Origin of the sequence: Streptomyces sp. NPDC007896, assembly GCF_042959425.1 — a bacterium.
Classification (GTDB): Bacteria; Actinomycetota; Actinomycetes; order Streptomycetales; family Streptomycetaceae; genus Streptomyces.
This window is the reverse complement of the sequence record NZ_JBIBKX010000005.1, coordinates 228,206-242,668: the sequence shown is the minus strand read 5'-3', so window position 1 is coordinate 242,668 and position 14,463 is coordinate 228,206. Positions and strand designations below refer to the sequence as shown.

General features: G+C 70.3%; 15 protein-coding genes. 6 read left to right on the top strand and 9 right to left on the bottom strand.

All coding sequences use genetic code 11. The features are described from left to right. Positions 1-7 precede the first annotated feature (7 nt). A complete protein-coding gene (locus ACFZDJ_RS18490) occupies positions 8-991 on the top strand; it encodes a phosphotransferase (RefSeq protein ID WP_391060144.1) in 984 nt (327 codons plus the stop codon). A 78-nt stretch (positions 992-1,069) separates the two neighbouring features. Here ACFZDJ_RS18490 and ACFZDJ_RS18485 read toward each other — a convergent pair whose 3' ends face one another. From ACFZDJ_RS18485 to ACFZDJ_RS18470, 4 genes are read right to left on the bottom strand one after another with little or no spacing between them, the layout of a single operon-like run. Further along, the gene (locus ACFZDJ_RS18485; RefSeq protein WP_391060142.1) at positions 1,070-2,428 is read right to left on the bottom strand and encodes a GH1 family beta-glucosidase; all 1,359 of its coding nucleotides are present in this window, start codon (positions 2,426-2,428) and stop codon (positions 1,070-1,072) included. A gap of 29 nt (positions 2,429-2,457) precedes the next feature. Further along, positions 2,458-3,297 carry an ABC transporter permease subunit gene (locus tag ACFZDJ_RS18480; RefSeq protein WP_390935491.1) on the bottom strand — a complete coding sequence of 280 codons (840 nt, stop codon included), beginning with the start codon at positions 3,295-3,297 and terminating at the stop codon, positions 2,458-2,460. Between the two features lie 46 nt (positions 3,298-3,343). Further along, positions 3,344-4,345, bottom strand: coding sequence for a carbohydrate ABC transporter permease (locus tag ACFZDJ_RS18475; protein WP_099946846.1), 1,002 nt, complete (start codon positions 4,343-4,345; stop codon positions 3,344-3,346). Between the two features lie 14 nt (positions 4,346-4,359). After that, positions 4,360-5,676 (bottom strand): sugar ABC transporter substrate-binding protein, encoded by a 1,317-nt coding sequence (locus ACFZDJ_RS18470; protein WP_168514311.1) that lies wholly within the window; start codon positions 5,674-5,676, stop codon positions 4,360-4,362. Positions 5,677-5,845: 169 nt separating this feature from the next. Between ACFZDJ_RS18470 and ACFZDJ_RS18465 the strand changes: the two genes are divergently transcribed. Next, entirely contained in the window at positions 5,846-7,228 is a 1,383-nt protein-coding gene (locus tag ACFZDJ_RS18465) for an ROK family protein (RefSeq protein WP_390935445.1), read from the top strand. A 129-nt stretch (positions 7,229-7,357) separates the two neighbouring features. Here the strand turns inward: ACFZDJ_RS18465 and ACFZDJ_RS18460 are convergent, their stop codons facing one another. Further along, the gene (locus ACFZDJ_RS18460; RefSeq protein ID WP_390935447.1) at positions 7,358-7,909 is read right to left on the bottom strand and encodes a DUF3455 domain-containing protein; all 552 of its coding nucleotides are present in this window, start codon (positions 7,907-7,909) and stop codon (positions 7,358-7,360) included. A gap of 318 nt (positions 7,910-8,227) precedes the next feature. After that, the gene (locus ACFZDJ_RS18455; RefSeq protein ID WP_391060572.1) at positions 8,228-8,707 is read right to left on the bottom strand and encodes a hypothetical protein; all 480 of its coding nucleotides are present in this window, start codon (positions 8,705-8,707) and stop codon (positions 8,228-8,230) included. A 91-nt stretch (positions 8,708-8,798) separates the two neighbouring features. Here ACFZDJ_RS18455 and ACFZDJ_RS18450 point away from each other — a divergent pair, with 91 nt between their 5' ends. Both ACFZDJ_RS18450 and ACFZDJ_RS18445 read left to right on the top strand, forming a co-directional pair. Then, the gene (locus ACFZDJ_RS18450; RefSeq protein ID WP_384915335.1) at positions 8,799-9,164 is read left to right on the top strand and encodes a MerR family transcriptional regulator; all 366 of its coding nucleotides are present in this window, start codon (positions 8,799-8,801) and stop codon (positions 9,162-9,164) included. Between the two features lie 123 nt (positions 9,165-9,287). After that, positions 9,288-10,121 carry an alpha/beta fold hydrolase gene (locus ACFZDJ_RS18445; RefSeq protein WP_390935452.1) on the top strand — a complete coding sequence of 278 codons (834 nt, stop codon included), beginning with the start codon at positions 9,288-9,290 and terminating at the stop codon, positions 10,119-10,121. A 13-nt stretch (positions 10,122-10,134) separates the two neighbouring features. On the opposite strand, the gene ACFZDJ_RS18440 is transcribed toward ACFZDJ_RS18445, so the two are convergent. Beyond that, the gene (locus tag ACFZDJ_RS18440; RefSeq protein ID WP_384915341.1) at positions 10,135-11,094 is read right to left on the bottom strand and encodes an SDR family NAD(P)-dependent oxidoreductase; all 960 of its coding nucleotides are present in this window, start codon (positions 11,092-11,094) and stop codon (positions 10,135-10,137) included. Between the two features lie 441 nt (positions 11,095-11,535). Continuing rightward, complete coding sequence (locus ACFZDJ_RS18435) at positions 11,536-12,573, bottom strand: PHP domain-containing protein (RefSeq protein WP_391060139.1); 1,038 nt, start codon at positions 12,571-12,573, stop codon at positions 11,536-11,538. 135 nt (positions 12,574-12,708) lie between these two features. Here ACFZDJ_RS18435 and ACFZDJ_RS18430 point away from each other — a divergent pair, with 135 nt between their 5' ends. Both ACFZDJ_RS18430 and ACFZDJ_RS18425 read left to right on the top strand, forming a co-directional pair. Further along, on the top strand, positions 12,709-12,945 hold the full coding sequence (locus tag ACFZDJ_RS18430; protein ID WP_391060137.1) for a hypothetical protein: 237 nt from the start codon (positions 12,709-12,711) through the stop codon (positions 12,943-12,945). 637 nt (positions 12,946-13,582) lie between these two features. After that, on the top strand, positions 13,583-13,711 hold the full coding sequence (locus ACFZDJ_RS18425) for a hypothetical protein (RefSeq protein ID WP_391060135.1): 129 nt from the start codon (positions 13,583-13,585) through the stop codon (positions 13,709-13,711). A gap of 116 nt (positions 13,712-13,827) precedes the next feature. On the opposite strand, the gene ACFZDJ_RS18420 is transcribed toward ACFZDJ_RS18425, so the two are convergent. Next, positions 13,828-14,400 carry a VanZ family protein gene (locus ACFZDJ_RS18420; protein ID WP_384915353.1) on the bottom strand — a complete coding sequence of 191 codons (573 nt, stop codon included), beginning with the start codon at positions 14,398-14,400 and terminating at the stop codon, positions 13,828-13,830. Positions 14,401-14,463: the final 63 nt, after the last annotated feature.

Sequence of the window (14,463 nt, the reverse complement as noted above, 5' to 3'; positions counted from 1 at the left end):
GGGGCGCATGACGGAGGGCTCCTGGGAGCGGGCGCGGCGGATCCTCGCGGCGGCCGGGCTGCCGCCGGACCGCCTCGCCCGCTGCCGGCCGCTCGACGGTGGCACCTACAACACCGTCGAGGAACTCCTCCTCACCGACGGCACCCGCCATGTGCTGAAGGTCCCGCCCCCGCGGACCGCCCCGGGCATGCGCCATGAGCGCGAACTCCTGGTGTCCGAGGCGGAGTTCTACCGCTCGGCGGCCACCGTCGACGTACCGTCGCCGCGCGTCGTGGCCACCGGGGACCGTCACCTCCTCATGACGGCCTGCCCGGGCCAGTCGTGGAACGGCACACTCACTCCTGACGAACAGTCCGCTCTGCGTGCGGAGTTGGGCGGCCTGGTGGCCCGGCTCCACCAGGTCACCGGACCCGGGTTCGGTTACCCGTCCGGGGCCCTCGGCCCGCTCGCCCCCGACTGGCGCACCGCCTTCACCACCATGTACGACGCCGTCCTGGACGACGCCCGCCGCTATCGGGCCTGGCTGCCCCGGCCCGTGGACGAGGTGGCCCGCACCGCGAGGGCGGCGTACGACGCCCTGGAGGAGGTCACCACCCCCCGCCTGGTCCACTTCGACCTGTGGCCGGGCAACATCCTCGTGGACCGGCCGGAAGGAACACCCCGGATCGGCGGCCTGATCGACGGCGAGCGCATGTTCTGGGGCGACCCCCTGGCGGACTTCGTCTCCCTCGCCCTCCTCGGCGACATCGAGGACGACACGGCCTTCCTGAGCGGCTATCGGAAGGCGGGAGGCCGCGCGGACTTCGACCCCGCGGCCCGCCGACGCCTCGCCCTCTACCGCAGCTACCTCTACCTGATCATGCTCATCGAGACCGTGCCCCGCGCCGTGGGTGACGACGATGCCGCCTGGACCCGCAAGGTGGTGGCTCCGCAGCTCGTGGCGGCCCTGGACGACATCGGCCGGCATGGAGCCGGCAGATCGAAGGGGTGACCGCGTCCCTCGCCTTCGGCTGGACGCGAGCTCCGTTCGAGGGGACACGCGCGTCCAGCGCGAAGGCCGGGACGTACGTCAGGCCGCGCTGCGCCTGCGCTCCCCGTGGGCCCGGATGATGTCCGCGTACCGGTGCCCGCTTCCCTTCACCGTGCGCCGCTGGGTCTCGTAGTCGACGTGCACGAGGCCGAAGCGCTTGTCGTAGCCGTAGGCCCACTCGAAGTTGTCCAGCAGCGACCATGCGAAGTATCCGGCGAGGGGGACGCCCTTGCCGGCCGCCGCGGCACAGGCGGCGAGGTGCTGCTCCAGATACCGCGTGCGCTCGGGGTCGTCGACGGTGCCGTCGGGGCGGACGACGTCGGGATAGGCGGAGCCGTTCTCGGTGACGTACAGCTTGCGGGCGCCGTAGTCGTCGGTGAGGCGCAGCAGCAGGCGCTCGATGCCGGCGGCGTCGACCTCCCAGTCCATGCCGGTGCGGTGAACGCCCAGGCGGCGCACCGTGCGCACGCGCGGCGCGGGTCCTGAGGGGTCGTCGGCGACGGAGGACGGGAAGTAGTAGTTGAGTCCCAGCCAGTCCAGGGGCTGCGCGATGGTCTCCAAGTCGCCCGGCAGCTCCGGGAGTTCGACGCCGTAGACCTCGCGCATGTCCGCAGGGAACCCGCGGCCGTGCACCGGGTCCAGCCACCAGCGGTTGGTGTGTCCGTCCAGCCGGTGGGCCGCCGCGACGTCCTCGGGGCGGTCGGTGGCGGCCTCGATGCTGGAGAGGTTGTTGACGATGCCCACCTGGGCGTCCGGTGCCGCCGCGCGGATGGCCTGCACGGCCAGGCCATGGCCCAGGAGCAGGTGGTACGAGGCGGGGACCGCGACCGCCAGATCCGCGAGGCCGGGAGCCATCCGGCCCTCCAGGTGGCCGATCCAGGCCGAGCACAGGGGCTCGTTCAGCGTCGTCCAGTGCTGGACGCGGTCACCCAGACGCTCCGCGACGACCGACGCGTAAGAGGCGAAGTGGTGTGCCGTGTCGCGGGCCGGCCACCCGCCGCGGTCCTGGAGCACCTGCGGCAGGTCCCAGTGGTAGAGGGTGACCGAGGGGGTGATGCCCGCCTCCAGCAGGGCGTCGGTCAACTGGTCGTAGAAGTCGAGCCCCTTCGCGTTGACCGGGCCGTCGCCGCCCGGCACCACCCGGGGCCAGGCGATGGACAACCGGTAGGCGTTGGTCCCCAGTTGGCGCATCAGCGCGATGTCCTCGCGCCAGCGGTGGTAGTGGTCGCAGGCGGTGTCGCCGTGATCGCCGTTGTCGATCTTGCCCGGGGTGTGCGAGAACGTGTCCCAGATGGACGGCGAGCGGCCGTCCTCGGCGACGGCTCCCTCGATCTGGTAGGCCGACGTGGCCGTGCCCCACAGGAAGTCCTCGGGGAGTGCGGCAAGGTCGATGGTCACGGAAGTCCCTTCAGGGGATGAGGAGTCGGTCACTTGACGGCTCCTGCCGTCAGGCCGGCGACGAGGTAGCGCTGGAGCAGCAGGAACCCGGCGACCACCGGGACGCTCACCACGAGCGAGGCGGCCATGATCTGGTTCCAGTACACGTTGTTGAGCGTGGAGTAGCCCTGGAGCCCGACGGCGAGCGTGCGCGTGGCGTCGTTGGTCATCACCGACGCGAACAGCACCTCGCCCCAGGCGGTCATGAAGGCGTAGACGGCGACGGCGACGATGCCGGGGATCGCGGCGGGCACGACCACCCGCAGCAGCGCGCCGAGCGGCCCGCAGCCGTCCACCAGCGCCGCCTCGTCCAGATCGCGCGGCACCGAGTCGAAGTACCCGATCAGCATCCAGATCGAGAACGGCAGGGAGAAGGTGAGATACGTGAGGATCAGGCCGCCGCGCGAGCCGAACAGCGCGATGCCCGTGGCGTTGCCGATGTTGACGTAGAGAAGGAAGAGCGGGAGGAGGAAGAGGATGCCGGGGAACATCTGCGTCGACAGCACGGTCACCGTGAAGACGCGCTTGCCGCGGAAGCTGTAGCGGCTCACCGCGTACGCCGCGAAGACCGCGATCACCACCGAGCAGACCGTCGCCGCGCCCGCCACGATCAGCGAGTTCACGAAGTACCTCGCCAGCGGGACCGTCGACCAGATGTCGACGTACGGGCGGATCGTCAGCCCGCTCGGCAGCCAGCGGAACTTCCCCGAGACGTCCGCGAGCGGCTTCAGCGAGCTGGAGACCATGACGTAGACCGGTACCAGGACGAAGCCGGTGAGCAGGGTGAGGAAGATCCCGCGGGACCAGAGGAAGGATCGCGGGGGAGCCATCGGCGAGCGGGACGCCTTCGAGGCGCCGGACGCCGTCTGCGCGGTGCTAGACATCGGCCGTCTTCCTTCCTCGAGAGGTCAGCAGCAGGTAGACGCCCGTCACGACGAGCAGGAAGAGCAGCAACAGGACCGACATCGCGGATCCCGTGCCGAAGTTCCAGGTGACGAACGACGCCTGGTAGATGTGCACCGAGATGAGGTCCGCGGCCTCCGGGGCGGTCCTGCCGAACAGGACGAACGGCGTGTTGAAGTCGTTGAACGTCCAAAGGAACAGGACAAGCACCAGCACCTGGTTGACCGGGCGCAGTGACGGCAGGGTGATGCGGCGCAGCTGCTGCCACAGACCGGCGCCGTCGAGGGCGGCGGCCTCGTACAGCTCCCCGGGGATGTTCTGGAGGCCGGCCATGACGATGAGGAACGCGAACGGCCAGCCCTTCCACACCGAGACGGTGAGCAGGGCGTAGAAGCTGTTGTCGCCGATGAGCCAGAAGGACGGCTTGTCGGTGAGGTGCAGCTGGTCGTGCAGGACGTGGTTCACCAGGCCGTTGTCGTGCTGGAACATGAACACCCAGGTGATGACCGCCGCGTACACGGGCAGCGCGTACGGGATGAGGAAGAGCGCCCGCAGCAGACCGCGGCCGCGGAAGGTGTCCTGCATGTAGATGGCGGCCGCAGTGCCGATCAGCCAGCACAGGCCCACCGACAGCAGGGTGAAGCCGACAGTGACGAGGAACGAGTGCAGCAGCGCCTTGCCGACGGGCGCGCTGAAGTCCACCGACACCTTGTAGTTGTCGAATCCGGACCAGGGCGCGGTGCCCCAGTCGCGGATGTAGAACTGGGTGAGCTCCTTGAAGCTCATGAAGATGCCGATCACCATCGGCACCAGGTGGACCAGGAGTTCGAGGATCAGGGCGGGCAGGAGCAGCAGATAGGGCAGTGCGATGCGCCGGATCCGCCCGGGGCGGCGCGGCCCGCGCGCCGCCCCGGGGGAGTCCTTGGGCACCGCCCGTTCGCCGGAGTCGGCGGAGGCGGCGGTCGTGGTGGTCATGAGGGAGTCCGCGCTCACTTCGCCGGCATCTGCTGCTGGGCCTTCTCGAGCTCCGCCTTCACCGAATCCGTGGTCACCGCACGTCCGGCGGCCGCCTCCGCGAACAACGTCTTGATGGCCGTACCGACCGTCGTCTCGAACTGGGACTCGTCGGCGACCTGCGGAAGCGCGGCGGCGCTCTTGGCCAGGGTGTCCTTGAGGACCGCGTTCGCGGGGGTGTTGAAGGTGGCGTCCGTCTGGGCCGTCTTCACCGGCGGGATCGAGCTGTACGCCGTGTTGAGGACCTTCTGTTCGGCGTCGCTCGTCATGAACTTCACGAACTTGGTGGCGCCGTCGAGGTTGTGGGTGTTCTTGAAGACGGCCAGGTTGATGCCCGCGACCATGGAGTTGACGTTGGTGCCGGTTCCCGGGGTGCCGGACTGCACGGGGACCGGGGCGATGCCGTACGCGTCGTCACTCATGCCCTGTGACTTGAGGTTGGCGGACGCCGACTGCCACAGCAGCATCGCGTTCTTGCCCTTGGCGAAGTCGCTCACGGACTGGTTCTGGGCGTACTCGGCGTTGCCGGGCGCGATGATCTTGTCCTTGGCCATCAGGTCGACGTACTGCTTGACCGCCGCGACCGTGCCGTCCGAGGTGAAGTCCGGCTTGCCGTCGGCGGTGAAGAAGTCGGCGCCGTGCTGCTTGGCGAAGACGAAGGCGTGGTGGATGTTCTCCGAGGGGTTCGAACCCTCGGCCCCCAGGCCCCACTTGCCGCCCTTGGACAGCTTCTTGCCGTCGGCGATCAGCTCGTCCCAGGTGGCCGGCGGCTTCGCAAGCCCCGCGTCGGCGAACATCTTCTTGTTGTAGTAGAGCGCGTACGCCATCGAGTACAGGGGGACCGCGGCCGGGTCCTTGCCCTGCGCGCCCGTCGAGCCGAGCGCCGAGTCGACGAAGCGGTCCTTGCCGCCGATCTTGGCGAAGTTGTTCGCGTCCCACGGCAGCAGCGCACCGGTGGCCTGCAGAGAGGCGCTCCAGGTGTTGCCGATGTTCAGGACGTCGGGGCCCTGACCCGACGTGGTCGCGGTGAGAATCCGGTTCAGCAGGTCCGACCAGGGGACGACCTCCACCTTCACCTTGATCCCGGACTGCTTCTCGAACTTGTCGAGTTCGGGCTGGAGGACCTTCTTGTCGACCTCGATGCTGGCGCCCTGGTTGGAGGCCCAGTACGTGAGCGTCTTCGGCGAGTCGTTGGACCCGCCGCCCGTCGACGAGCCGCCACCACAGGCGGTCACGGCGGTCAGCAGGGAGACGGTGACCGCACCGGCGGCCGCGGCTCGGATTCTGCGCATGGCTGCGTTTGTCCCTTTCCCGGAGGGAGAGTCATGAGGGGCGCCCGCGTTCACTTCTCGAACGACCCTCATGACTTAATTTAGGACGTGAGTTAAGACCCGGAAGAATGTCGCGTCAAGGGATCGCGCAGGGGTATCTTGCAGGTCGGGCTGGCCGGAAGGGATTCACATGGCGGTGCGGAACGGGCGGACAGTGCGTGACCTGCGACGCGGCAATCGCACCGCCGTGCTGCAACGGTTGTATTTCGACGGCCCCATGAGCCGCTTCGAGCTGGGGCCGGCCACCGGACTGAGTTCCGGTTCCGTCAGCAACGTGGTCGCGGAACTCGTCGCGGACGGTCTGGTCGAGGAGGCCGGAAGCGTCGACTCCGACGGCGGGCGTCCGCGTACGTTGCTGCGGGTCGTACCCAGCAGCGGCCATATGATCGGCGTCGACGTCGGCGAAACCCGCGTCCGTGTCGAGCTCTTCGACCTGACCCTCACCGAACTCGCCCGCACGGAGAGGCCGTTGGAGCGGCAGGGGTACGGGGGTGAATGGGCGTCGGAGGGCGAGGGGGCGGCCCGGGGGGAGGGGCCGCCGCTGGGCGGCGGACCGTCGTCGAAGCGTCGGGAATACGACGTCGATGTCATCGTCGGGCACATCCGGGACGGCATCGCCGAGGTGCTGGACGAGGCGGGCATCGCCCCCGAGCGGCTGCTCGGCGTCGGGATCGGCGTCCCGGGAATCGTCGCCCGTACGCCCGAGGCGGGTGCGGTGGTGCACGGTCAGACGATCGGCTGGGACGCCGTCCCGCTGGAGTCCCTGCTCCGCTCGGCCTGCCAACTCCCCGACACCGTCCCGTACTTCGCGGACAACGGCGCCCGGACCCTGGGTCAGGCCGAGATGTGGTTCGGCGCCGGACGCGGCGCGCGCAACGCGGTCGTCGTCCTCTTCGGCTCGGGCGTCGGCGCCTGTCTGGTCACCGAGGACGTGGAGCACGGCCGCTCGGTGGAGTGGGGCCATCTGACGGTACGGGTCAGGGGGCGCCGCTGCCGGTGCGGAGCCCTGGGCTGTCTGGAGGCGTACGCGGGCGCGGAGGCGCTCCTCGACCGCTGGCGCGAGGAGGGCGGACGCCCGCCGGAGGGCACCGACGAGGAGACCGCGCTCACCGCGATGCTCACCGCGGCCTATCCGACCGAGCAGGGCGTCGTGGCCGACCCCGTGGCGCTCGCCGTCCTGGAGGAGACCGCCGAGTACCTGGGCGCGGGCCTGTCCGACCTGATCAACCTCTTCCAGCCCGAGCGGATCCTGATCGGCGGCTGGGCGGGCCTCCAGCTCGGCACCCGCTTTCTGCCCGCCGTCCGCCGGTACGCGGCCTCGTACGCCCTGCGTTACCCGGCCGAGCGCGTCTCCATCGACCTGGGCCGGCTCGGTCCGGACGCGGTCACGGTCGGTGCCGCGATCCTGCCGCTCGCCGACTTCTTCGCGCGGGGCGGCCGACGCGCCGAGCCGGTGAGCGAGGGCCCCTCCCCCGCCTGGCGCACCGCCCTGGAGGAGCGCGCCCCGCACTGACCCACGGCCAGGGGTTCACGACGTCCGTCTGGTGACCGCTTCCGGAACAACAGCCGCCCTGCCTGCCCGCAGCAGGGCAGGGGCTCCTCGAAATCGTCCGGAGGGCCCCTGCCGTCGTTCCTTACCGCATCACTTGGCGGGCTTGTAGAAGGCGTAGGTGGCGGAGTAACGGACGCTGATCTGGTCGGTACCGGTGCAGGCGGTGGTGGGGGCGACGCCGCCGTGGGTGTCGAGGCGCTGGACGTAGGAGACGCCGGCGAAGACCCCGGTGCCGCGAGTGGCGGTGGACTGCAGGAGAAGCTCGGGGATGGTGCCGGTCCTGGGGGAGTTGGCGATGGCGGTGGCGTTGACGGCGCTGCCGTCCACCGTGGACACCCAGACGGGGCCGCGGGAGTGGAGGGCGACGGGGCGGTGGGAGCGGTCGTTCCTGGCCCACAGGGTGGCGGCGGGTTCCAGCAGTTTCCAGGCGCCGTCGGTGCAGGTGTAGGTCTGGACGCCCGCGGCGGAGAAGACGCCGGTGAGCCGGTTGCCGTCCGGGACCTTCAGCGCGGCGGGAGCGTCGACGCCGGTGCGGGCGGGCTGCGAGGTCGCGGCCTGGCCGACCGTCGCGCTGAACAGCGTGCCGGCGGTCACGGCGGCGACAGCTGTCGTGGTGAGGACGAGACGCTTGGCGAGTTTCATCGGGCTTGTCTCCAGAACGTTTTCTGAACGAGGTCGAGTGGCACCACGGTGGCTGGGCGGGCTGTCGTCGGTGCGCACACGGCTACGCCCTGTTCTTCGGCGTTCTTCGGCGTTCTTCGGCCGTGATGGACCGGGCGACAGCCACGGCGTCCTTGGCGGGATCACCGAGGGTCGCTCCCGCCCATACCGGGATCGTCGACGCGATGACGAGTACGGAGTATCGCCGTACGGGTTCGGTTCGACGAGGGCCTATGGGGCACGTGGCCGGGCACACCGCCGCGTACTCGGGGCGTCGGTGCAGGTGCCTCAAGACGGGTGTCACTGGCCCTGCGCGGGGAGCGGATGCCCAACGGCCGGGCCGGCTTCGGTGCTCAACGGGTTCGTGTTCCGGTTTCGCCACCACGGCACCAGCTGGACGAGGCCGAACATCACCTCGACGCCGAAGAACAGCCAAAGCAGCCGCATGGCACCGTGGGCCAGGGCATACGCCTGCCATGCCGCGAACAGCGTGCGCGCGATGCCGTCGAGCAGTCCGTGCACCGGCAGCGGCCGGACGATGCGCAGGACGGCCCAGACCACCACGACCGAGCCCATCAGATTCGCGTACAGGGTCTGCACCGGGTCGAGTTCGGGCAGGGCTCCCAGCCCGAGCGCGTTGCCCGACGACGACAGCGCATCGTGCACCAGCGCGTACGTCCAAGGCGTCGCGAAGCCCGCGGTGACGACGAGGTCGTACCAGGCGCTTGCCCGTACGGCGCGAAGATAGGCGGGGCGTTCGGGGGTGAGGGTCCGGATCACGATGAGGCTCCAACTGGTCTCGGGGCAGCGACGCCTCACGCTAAACAGTGGAGTACGGTCCAAGGTCAAGCCCGCCGTCCGATGGAGGGACATGCGTATCGGAGAGCTCGCCGCGCAGGCGGGCATGAGCCGAGACACCATTCGGTTCTACGAGAAGGTCGGCCTCGTCACGGGTCGGCGGCTGGCCAACGGTTATCGCGACTTCCCGCCCGAGGCGGTGCCCTGGCTGCACTACGTCCGCACCGCGCAGACGCTCGGATTCTCGCTCGCGGAGATCGCGCGGCACGGCGAGGAGTTGCGGGAGGCGCCGGACTCCGCGGAGGCGCTGTCCGTGCTGTTCGAGCAGAAGATCCAGGTCATCGACGCCCGCATGGCCGAACTCGCCACCCTGCGGGCCGAACTCGCCACGCGCGTCGACACCGGGTGCCCGTTGCGGGCCATGGGCCGACCGAGCTGACCACGAGGTGGGAGGGCGCACACGCGCAGGCATGACCTCGGAGGTAATCGACCCCGCCCCGGCCCTCCGGAACCATGAAGGACGTACCCACTCGTCCCGCCACCGGATTCCGGGAGGTTTCCCATGCCGTACTTCGAGAGCCCCGTCGATGGCACCCGACTGCACTTCGTCGACTACGGACCCGCCACCGGGCAGGTGATCGTGTTCGTCAACAGCGCCTACTTCGGCACGGAGATGTGGGAGTACCAGATGCTGCCGCTCGCCGCGGAGGGCTACCGGTGCGTCGGCTTCGACCGGCGCGGCCATGGCCGGTCCGACGACGTGTGGGGCGGGTTCGACCTCGACAGCCTGGCCGACGACGTCGACGGGCTGCTGCGCCACCTCGACCTGTCCGGGGTGACACTCGTCGGGCACTCCATCGGGACCGCGGAAGTCGTACGTTGTCTGACCCGGCACGGCGTCGAGCGGGTGGCGAGGATGGCACTCGTCGCGGGCATGGCGCCTGGGGCCGTCCGGTCCGCGGACCATCCGGACGGCATCGACCCGGGCGTCGTCGAGGCCGGCAACGAGGTCTTCCGCCGCGACCGGGCCGCCTTCTTCGTGGACGGGGCCCGCTCGTTCTTCGCCCTGGACCTCCCCGGGAACGAACTCTCCCCGGCCTATGTGCAGTCCATGATCAACCGCTGCCACGGTGCCACCGCGCGCGGCGGGGCGGCGTTGGGAGACCTCGCGGCCACCCTGAACGTCGCCCCCGAGCTGCCCAAGCTCGACCTGCCCGCGCTGGTCGTCCACGGCACCCACGACACGTCGGCGCCGCTGGAGCTGACCGGCCGCCGGGCGGCCGAACTGCTCCCCAACGGCACACTCAAGGTCTACGAGAACGCGGGCCACGGCCTCTTCGCCACGCACGCCGAACGGCTCCTCGCGGATCTGCGGGAGTTCACGGCCCGCGACTGACGCCCCGGGCGCGTCACGCGAACGCGTTCACCCCGGTCAGCTCCGCCGACAGCGTCCACAGCCGCGCGGCCTGCTCGGGGTCGATCGCGTAGTCGCGTACGCCGGTCCGCTCGCCGTCGGCCGGAGCGACCTCGGCGATGTCGCAGTCCTCGCAGTACACCCCGCCCAGGCCGGCCAGCTGGGGTGAGGTCGCGGCCCACACCTGGGTCGCCGCACCCTCCTGGGGCGACTTGAAGCCGGACGGGTTCAGCGGGTTGCCGTCCTCGTCGATCCAGCCGCGCTCCACCATCTCCTCCTTGGCGAGGTGGCGCTGCAACGGGGTGAGGATGCCGCCGGGGTGCAGGGCGAAGGCCCGTACGCCGGACTCCCGGCCCAGCCGGTCGAGGTGGACCGCGAACAGGACGTTCGCGGTCTTCGCCTGCCCGTACGCCTCCCACTTGTCGTAGCCGGTGCGCCAGTGCACGTCGTCCCAGCGGATCGCCGAGTTGTGGTGACCGCCCGAGGAGACGGAGACGACCCGCGCGCCGCCCGGCTCGATCGCGGGCCACAGACGGTTCACGAGCGCGAAGTGGCCGAGGTGGTTGGTGGCGAACTGGGCCTCCCAGCCGGGACCGACGCGGGTCTCCGGGCAGGCCATGATCCCGGCGTTGTCGATGACGATGTCGATGGTGCGGCCGGAGGCGAGGAAGCGCTCGGCGAAGGCGCGGACGCTGTCGAGGTCGCCGAGGTCGAGCTCGTCCACCTCGACCCCGTCGATGCCCTCCACCGCCTCCCGGGCCACGTCCGGGCGGCGCGCCGGAACGACGACGTGGGCGCCCGCCTTGGTGAGCGCGCGGGTGGTCTCCAGGCCGAGCCCCGAGTACCCGCCGGTGACGATCGCGAGCTTCCCGGTCAGGTCGATGCCCTGGAGGACGTCGTCGGCGGTGCTGTGGGCGCCGAAGCCCGAGCCGATCTTGTGCTGTGCAGTGGTCATGTTTCGACGCTACGGATTAGAGAGCACTCGAAGTCAAGCGGAGGCCGCCGCCCGCCACGGCAGGGGCCGGGCGTGGCGTCAGGCATGGAAAGGCCCCGACCGGACGGGGGAATCTCGGTCGGGGCCGTCTGTGGTGGGCACGGATGGCGGTCGCCTCTCGGCGAAAGGCTCCACAGGGCTTCAGCCGAACGATCGTCCCTGTGGGCAAAGGTGAGGCCCGGGGACACTGTCCCATCCACACCCACGATTGGTTTAACGGGGAACTATCGATGGGTGTTCCCACGTGACCAGGGCAGGTGCGGTGATCTGCGTCACCCGGAGGGGGCAAGAGGGGTGGACGATTCTCGGGTCGCCGTACGACTCACGTCTCGGTTCGCCGTACGTCTTCACGCGTCCGGGGGCTCGGGCGCGGGTTTGTTCTCAGGGCCAAGCCTACGCCTGTCAGGTGCTGGTTACACGGGTCGGCGCCGTCCGCGACCGGGTCCAGGCCAGCAGCTCGTCCTCGCTCCAGGTGGTGATCACGCGCTCGGCGGGCACCCCGCACTCCTCGGCCCGCGCGCAGCCGTGGATCTGCCAGTCGAGCTGGCCGGGGGCGTGCGCGTCGGTGTCGATCGAGAAGAGCACGCCCGCGTCGAGCGCCCGGCGCAGCAGTCGGCGCGGTGGGTCGAGCCGTTCCGGGCGGCAGTTGATCTCCACGGCGGTACCCGACTCCGCGCAGGCGGCGAACACCGCGTCCGCGTCGAACTCAGACTCGGGCCGCCGCCGCTCGGTGAGCAGCCGGCCCGTGCAGTGCCCGAGCACGTCCGCGAGCGGATTGCGTACGGCGGTGACCATCCGGCGGGTCATCGACCTGGCGTCCATGCGCAGCTTGGAGTGCGCCGACACCACCACGACGTCCAGCAGCTCAAGCAACTCCGGCTCCTGGTCGAGCGAGCCGTCGTCGAGGATGTCGCACTCGATGCCGGTGAGCAGCCGGAAGGGGGCCCACCGGCCGTTGAGCTCCGCCACCACCGCCAACTGCTCACGCAGCCGCTCGGGGGACAGGCCCCGCGCCACGGTCAGCCGCGGCGAGTGGTCCGTGAGCACCGCCCACTCGTGCCCGAGGAGCGCGGCGGTCCGGCCCATCTTCTCGATCGGGCTGCCGCCGTCCGACCAGTCGGAGTGCAGATGGCAGTCGCCGCGCAGCAGCGCCCGCAGCCGTTCGCCGCCCTCGGCGAGGGGGCCCGCGGCCTCCTGTTCCAGTGTCTTGAGATAGCCGGGCAGCCGACCGGCCACCGCCTCGCGCACGACCTGTGCCGTCTTCGGCCCGATGCCCTTCAGTGACTCCAGGGTTCCGGCGGCGACGCGCCTGTCGACCTCCCCGGCGGGCAGCGCGGCCAGCACGGTCTCCGCGGTGCGGAAGGCCCGTACGCGATAGGTGGGGGCCTGGGCGCGCTCCAGCAGGAACGCGATCCGGTCCAGGGCCTCGACGGGATCCATCGGCACCACCTTCCGTGAGCTCCCCACCCCTTTCAAGCCCTCAAGCCCTTCAAGCCTTGCCCAGCCGCCGTCGGCCCGCACGGCGGAGTGTCACTCACCTCGGCCCGCTCCCGGGAATGGATCTACGCTCTAGACATGACCGAAATCTCGAGCCCCCACATCTCCTTCCCGCGGGTCATGGTGCTCGGGGTGCAGCCGTGCGACCCGCCGTTTCGGATCGTGGAGATCGACGGGGAAATGGTCGGCGAGGCGAAGTCGATCACCGATGTCCTGACGTTCGCCGGCTCCCAGGGGATCCATATCCACGATCTCGACGACCCGGACGTGGTGCGCTGGGTGGGCGGCGACAAGTTCACCTGGGCGCCGCGCTAGGGCCTGTCCGGCGGATCAGGGCGCGGCGCCGGACGGCTGGATCGAGAGGCGGGAGCGCGCGGACCTCGGGGTTCGCGCCGGTGTGAGCTGTCGCGGGAGGAGTGACCCCGCACCCCAGGAAAGATCACCAAAGGGCGGGAACCCGGCATGGCCGATTCCCGCGAGGGCACGGTTGATCTTGCCGGGTGATCACGACCGCCCCGGCGCCCCCTCTTCCCTCCGGGAGTCGTCATGCCCCGTGGCTTCGCCGTGCCCGCCGCCGCCCTCCTCGCCTCGACCGGTCTGGTTGCCTCGACCGCCCTGCTCGCCGCCGTACCGGTGAGCGCGGCGACGCACGGCGCGTCGCGGGCCGCGGACGTGTGCTTCTGGTCCGCCGCCGGACAGCACGGCTCGTCGTGGTGGAGAGCTCGGGGCGGCCGCGGCCGAAGAGGGCGGGTACTGGCGTTGACGGGGTGCTCCGCGGCGACGGCGCAGCGGGCCGTGCCCCCGCTGCCCAGAACCGAGCGCGACCGCGACGACCTCATCGACACCGCCCAGCAGGTGCTCGTCGACCGCTGTCTGGCCCGGCAGGGACTGACCCTCCAGAACGCCGTCCTGGGCCAACCACGGCATCTCGGGCCCCGGCGTCAAGGACCACGTGAAGGTCTACGAGGACGCCTGGCAGGGCGGCGCCATGACGATCTGTCTCGGACCGGGGGAGGAGGTCGGCTACAACGCCGTGGCGAACGACCGCGGTGACTCGCACACCTGGTCCATGGGCTGCTGAGAGGCCGACCCCGGCCGATCGGCCCCGGCTGATCGATCGCAGCCGATCGACCGGACCGATCAACGCCGTCCGCCCGCGGTGGGGGCCGCGGGCGGACGGTCATGCCGTGCGGTCCCTCACGCCTTCGGGACCTCGCGCCGGCCCCGCCGACGGCGCTTGGGATGCACCGCGCGGCCGATCCGCCGTCCCAGCAGCAGATAACCCACCAGCGCTCCGGACGTGTTCAGGATGACATCGTCGATGTCGAAGGCGCGCCCGGTGATCAGCGTGCCCTGGACCAACTCGACCAGCAGCATCACCACCGCGGTGAGCAGCAGAACGCGCAGGATCCCCCGAGCCTTCGGAATCAGCACGGGCACCAGCACGCCGAACGGCACACCGAGCAGGACGTTCCCGCCGATCTGCTTCACGGCGTCGCGCAGGGCCGGCTGGTCGAGATACGCCCGAAGGGAACTGCCGGGGTGCAGATTGGTGTGGATCAGCGCCTTCGACGCCGGCGACGGCTCCAGCGTCAGGCGGGCCAGCGCGACCGCGAACGCCACCATGGCCACGAAGGCCAGCAGCATCACGAGCAGCCGCACGGGCAACGGGAGCGCCTTGCGCTCCTGTGCGGGTACCGATGACCGTCGACCGGATTTCGCTGTACCGGTGGTGCGCAGGGTGCTCAAGAGTGACGCCGTACGGACCATTCGATTCTCCCGGTTTCAACTGCTCTCCAGGTAAGGGCGGTTACCCGCAAAGATTCCTTCGAT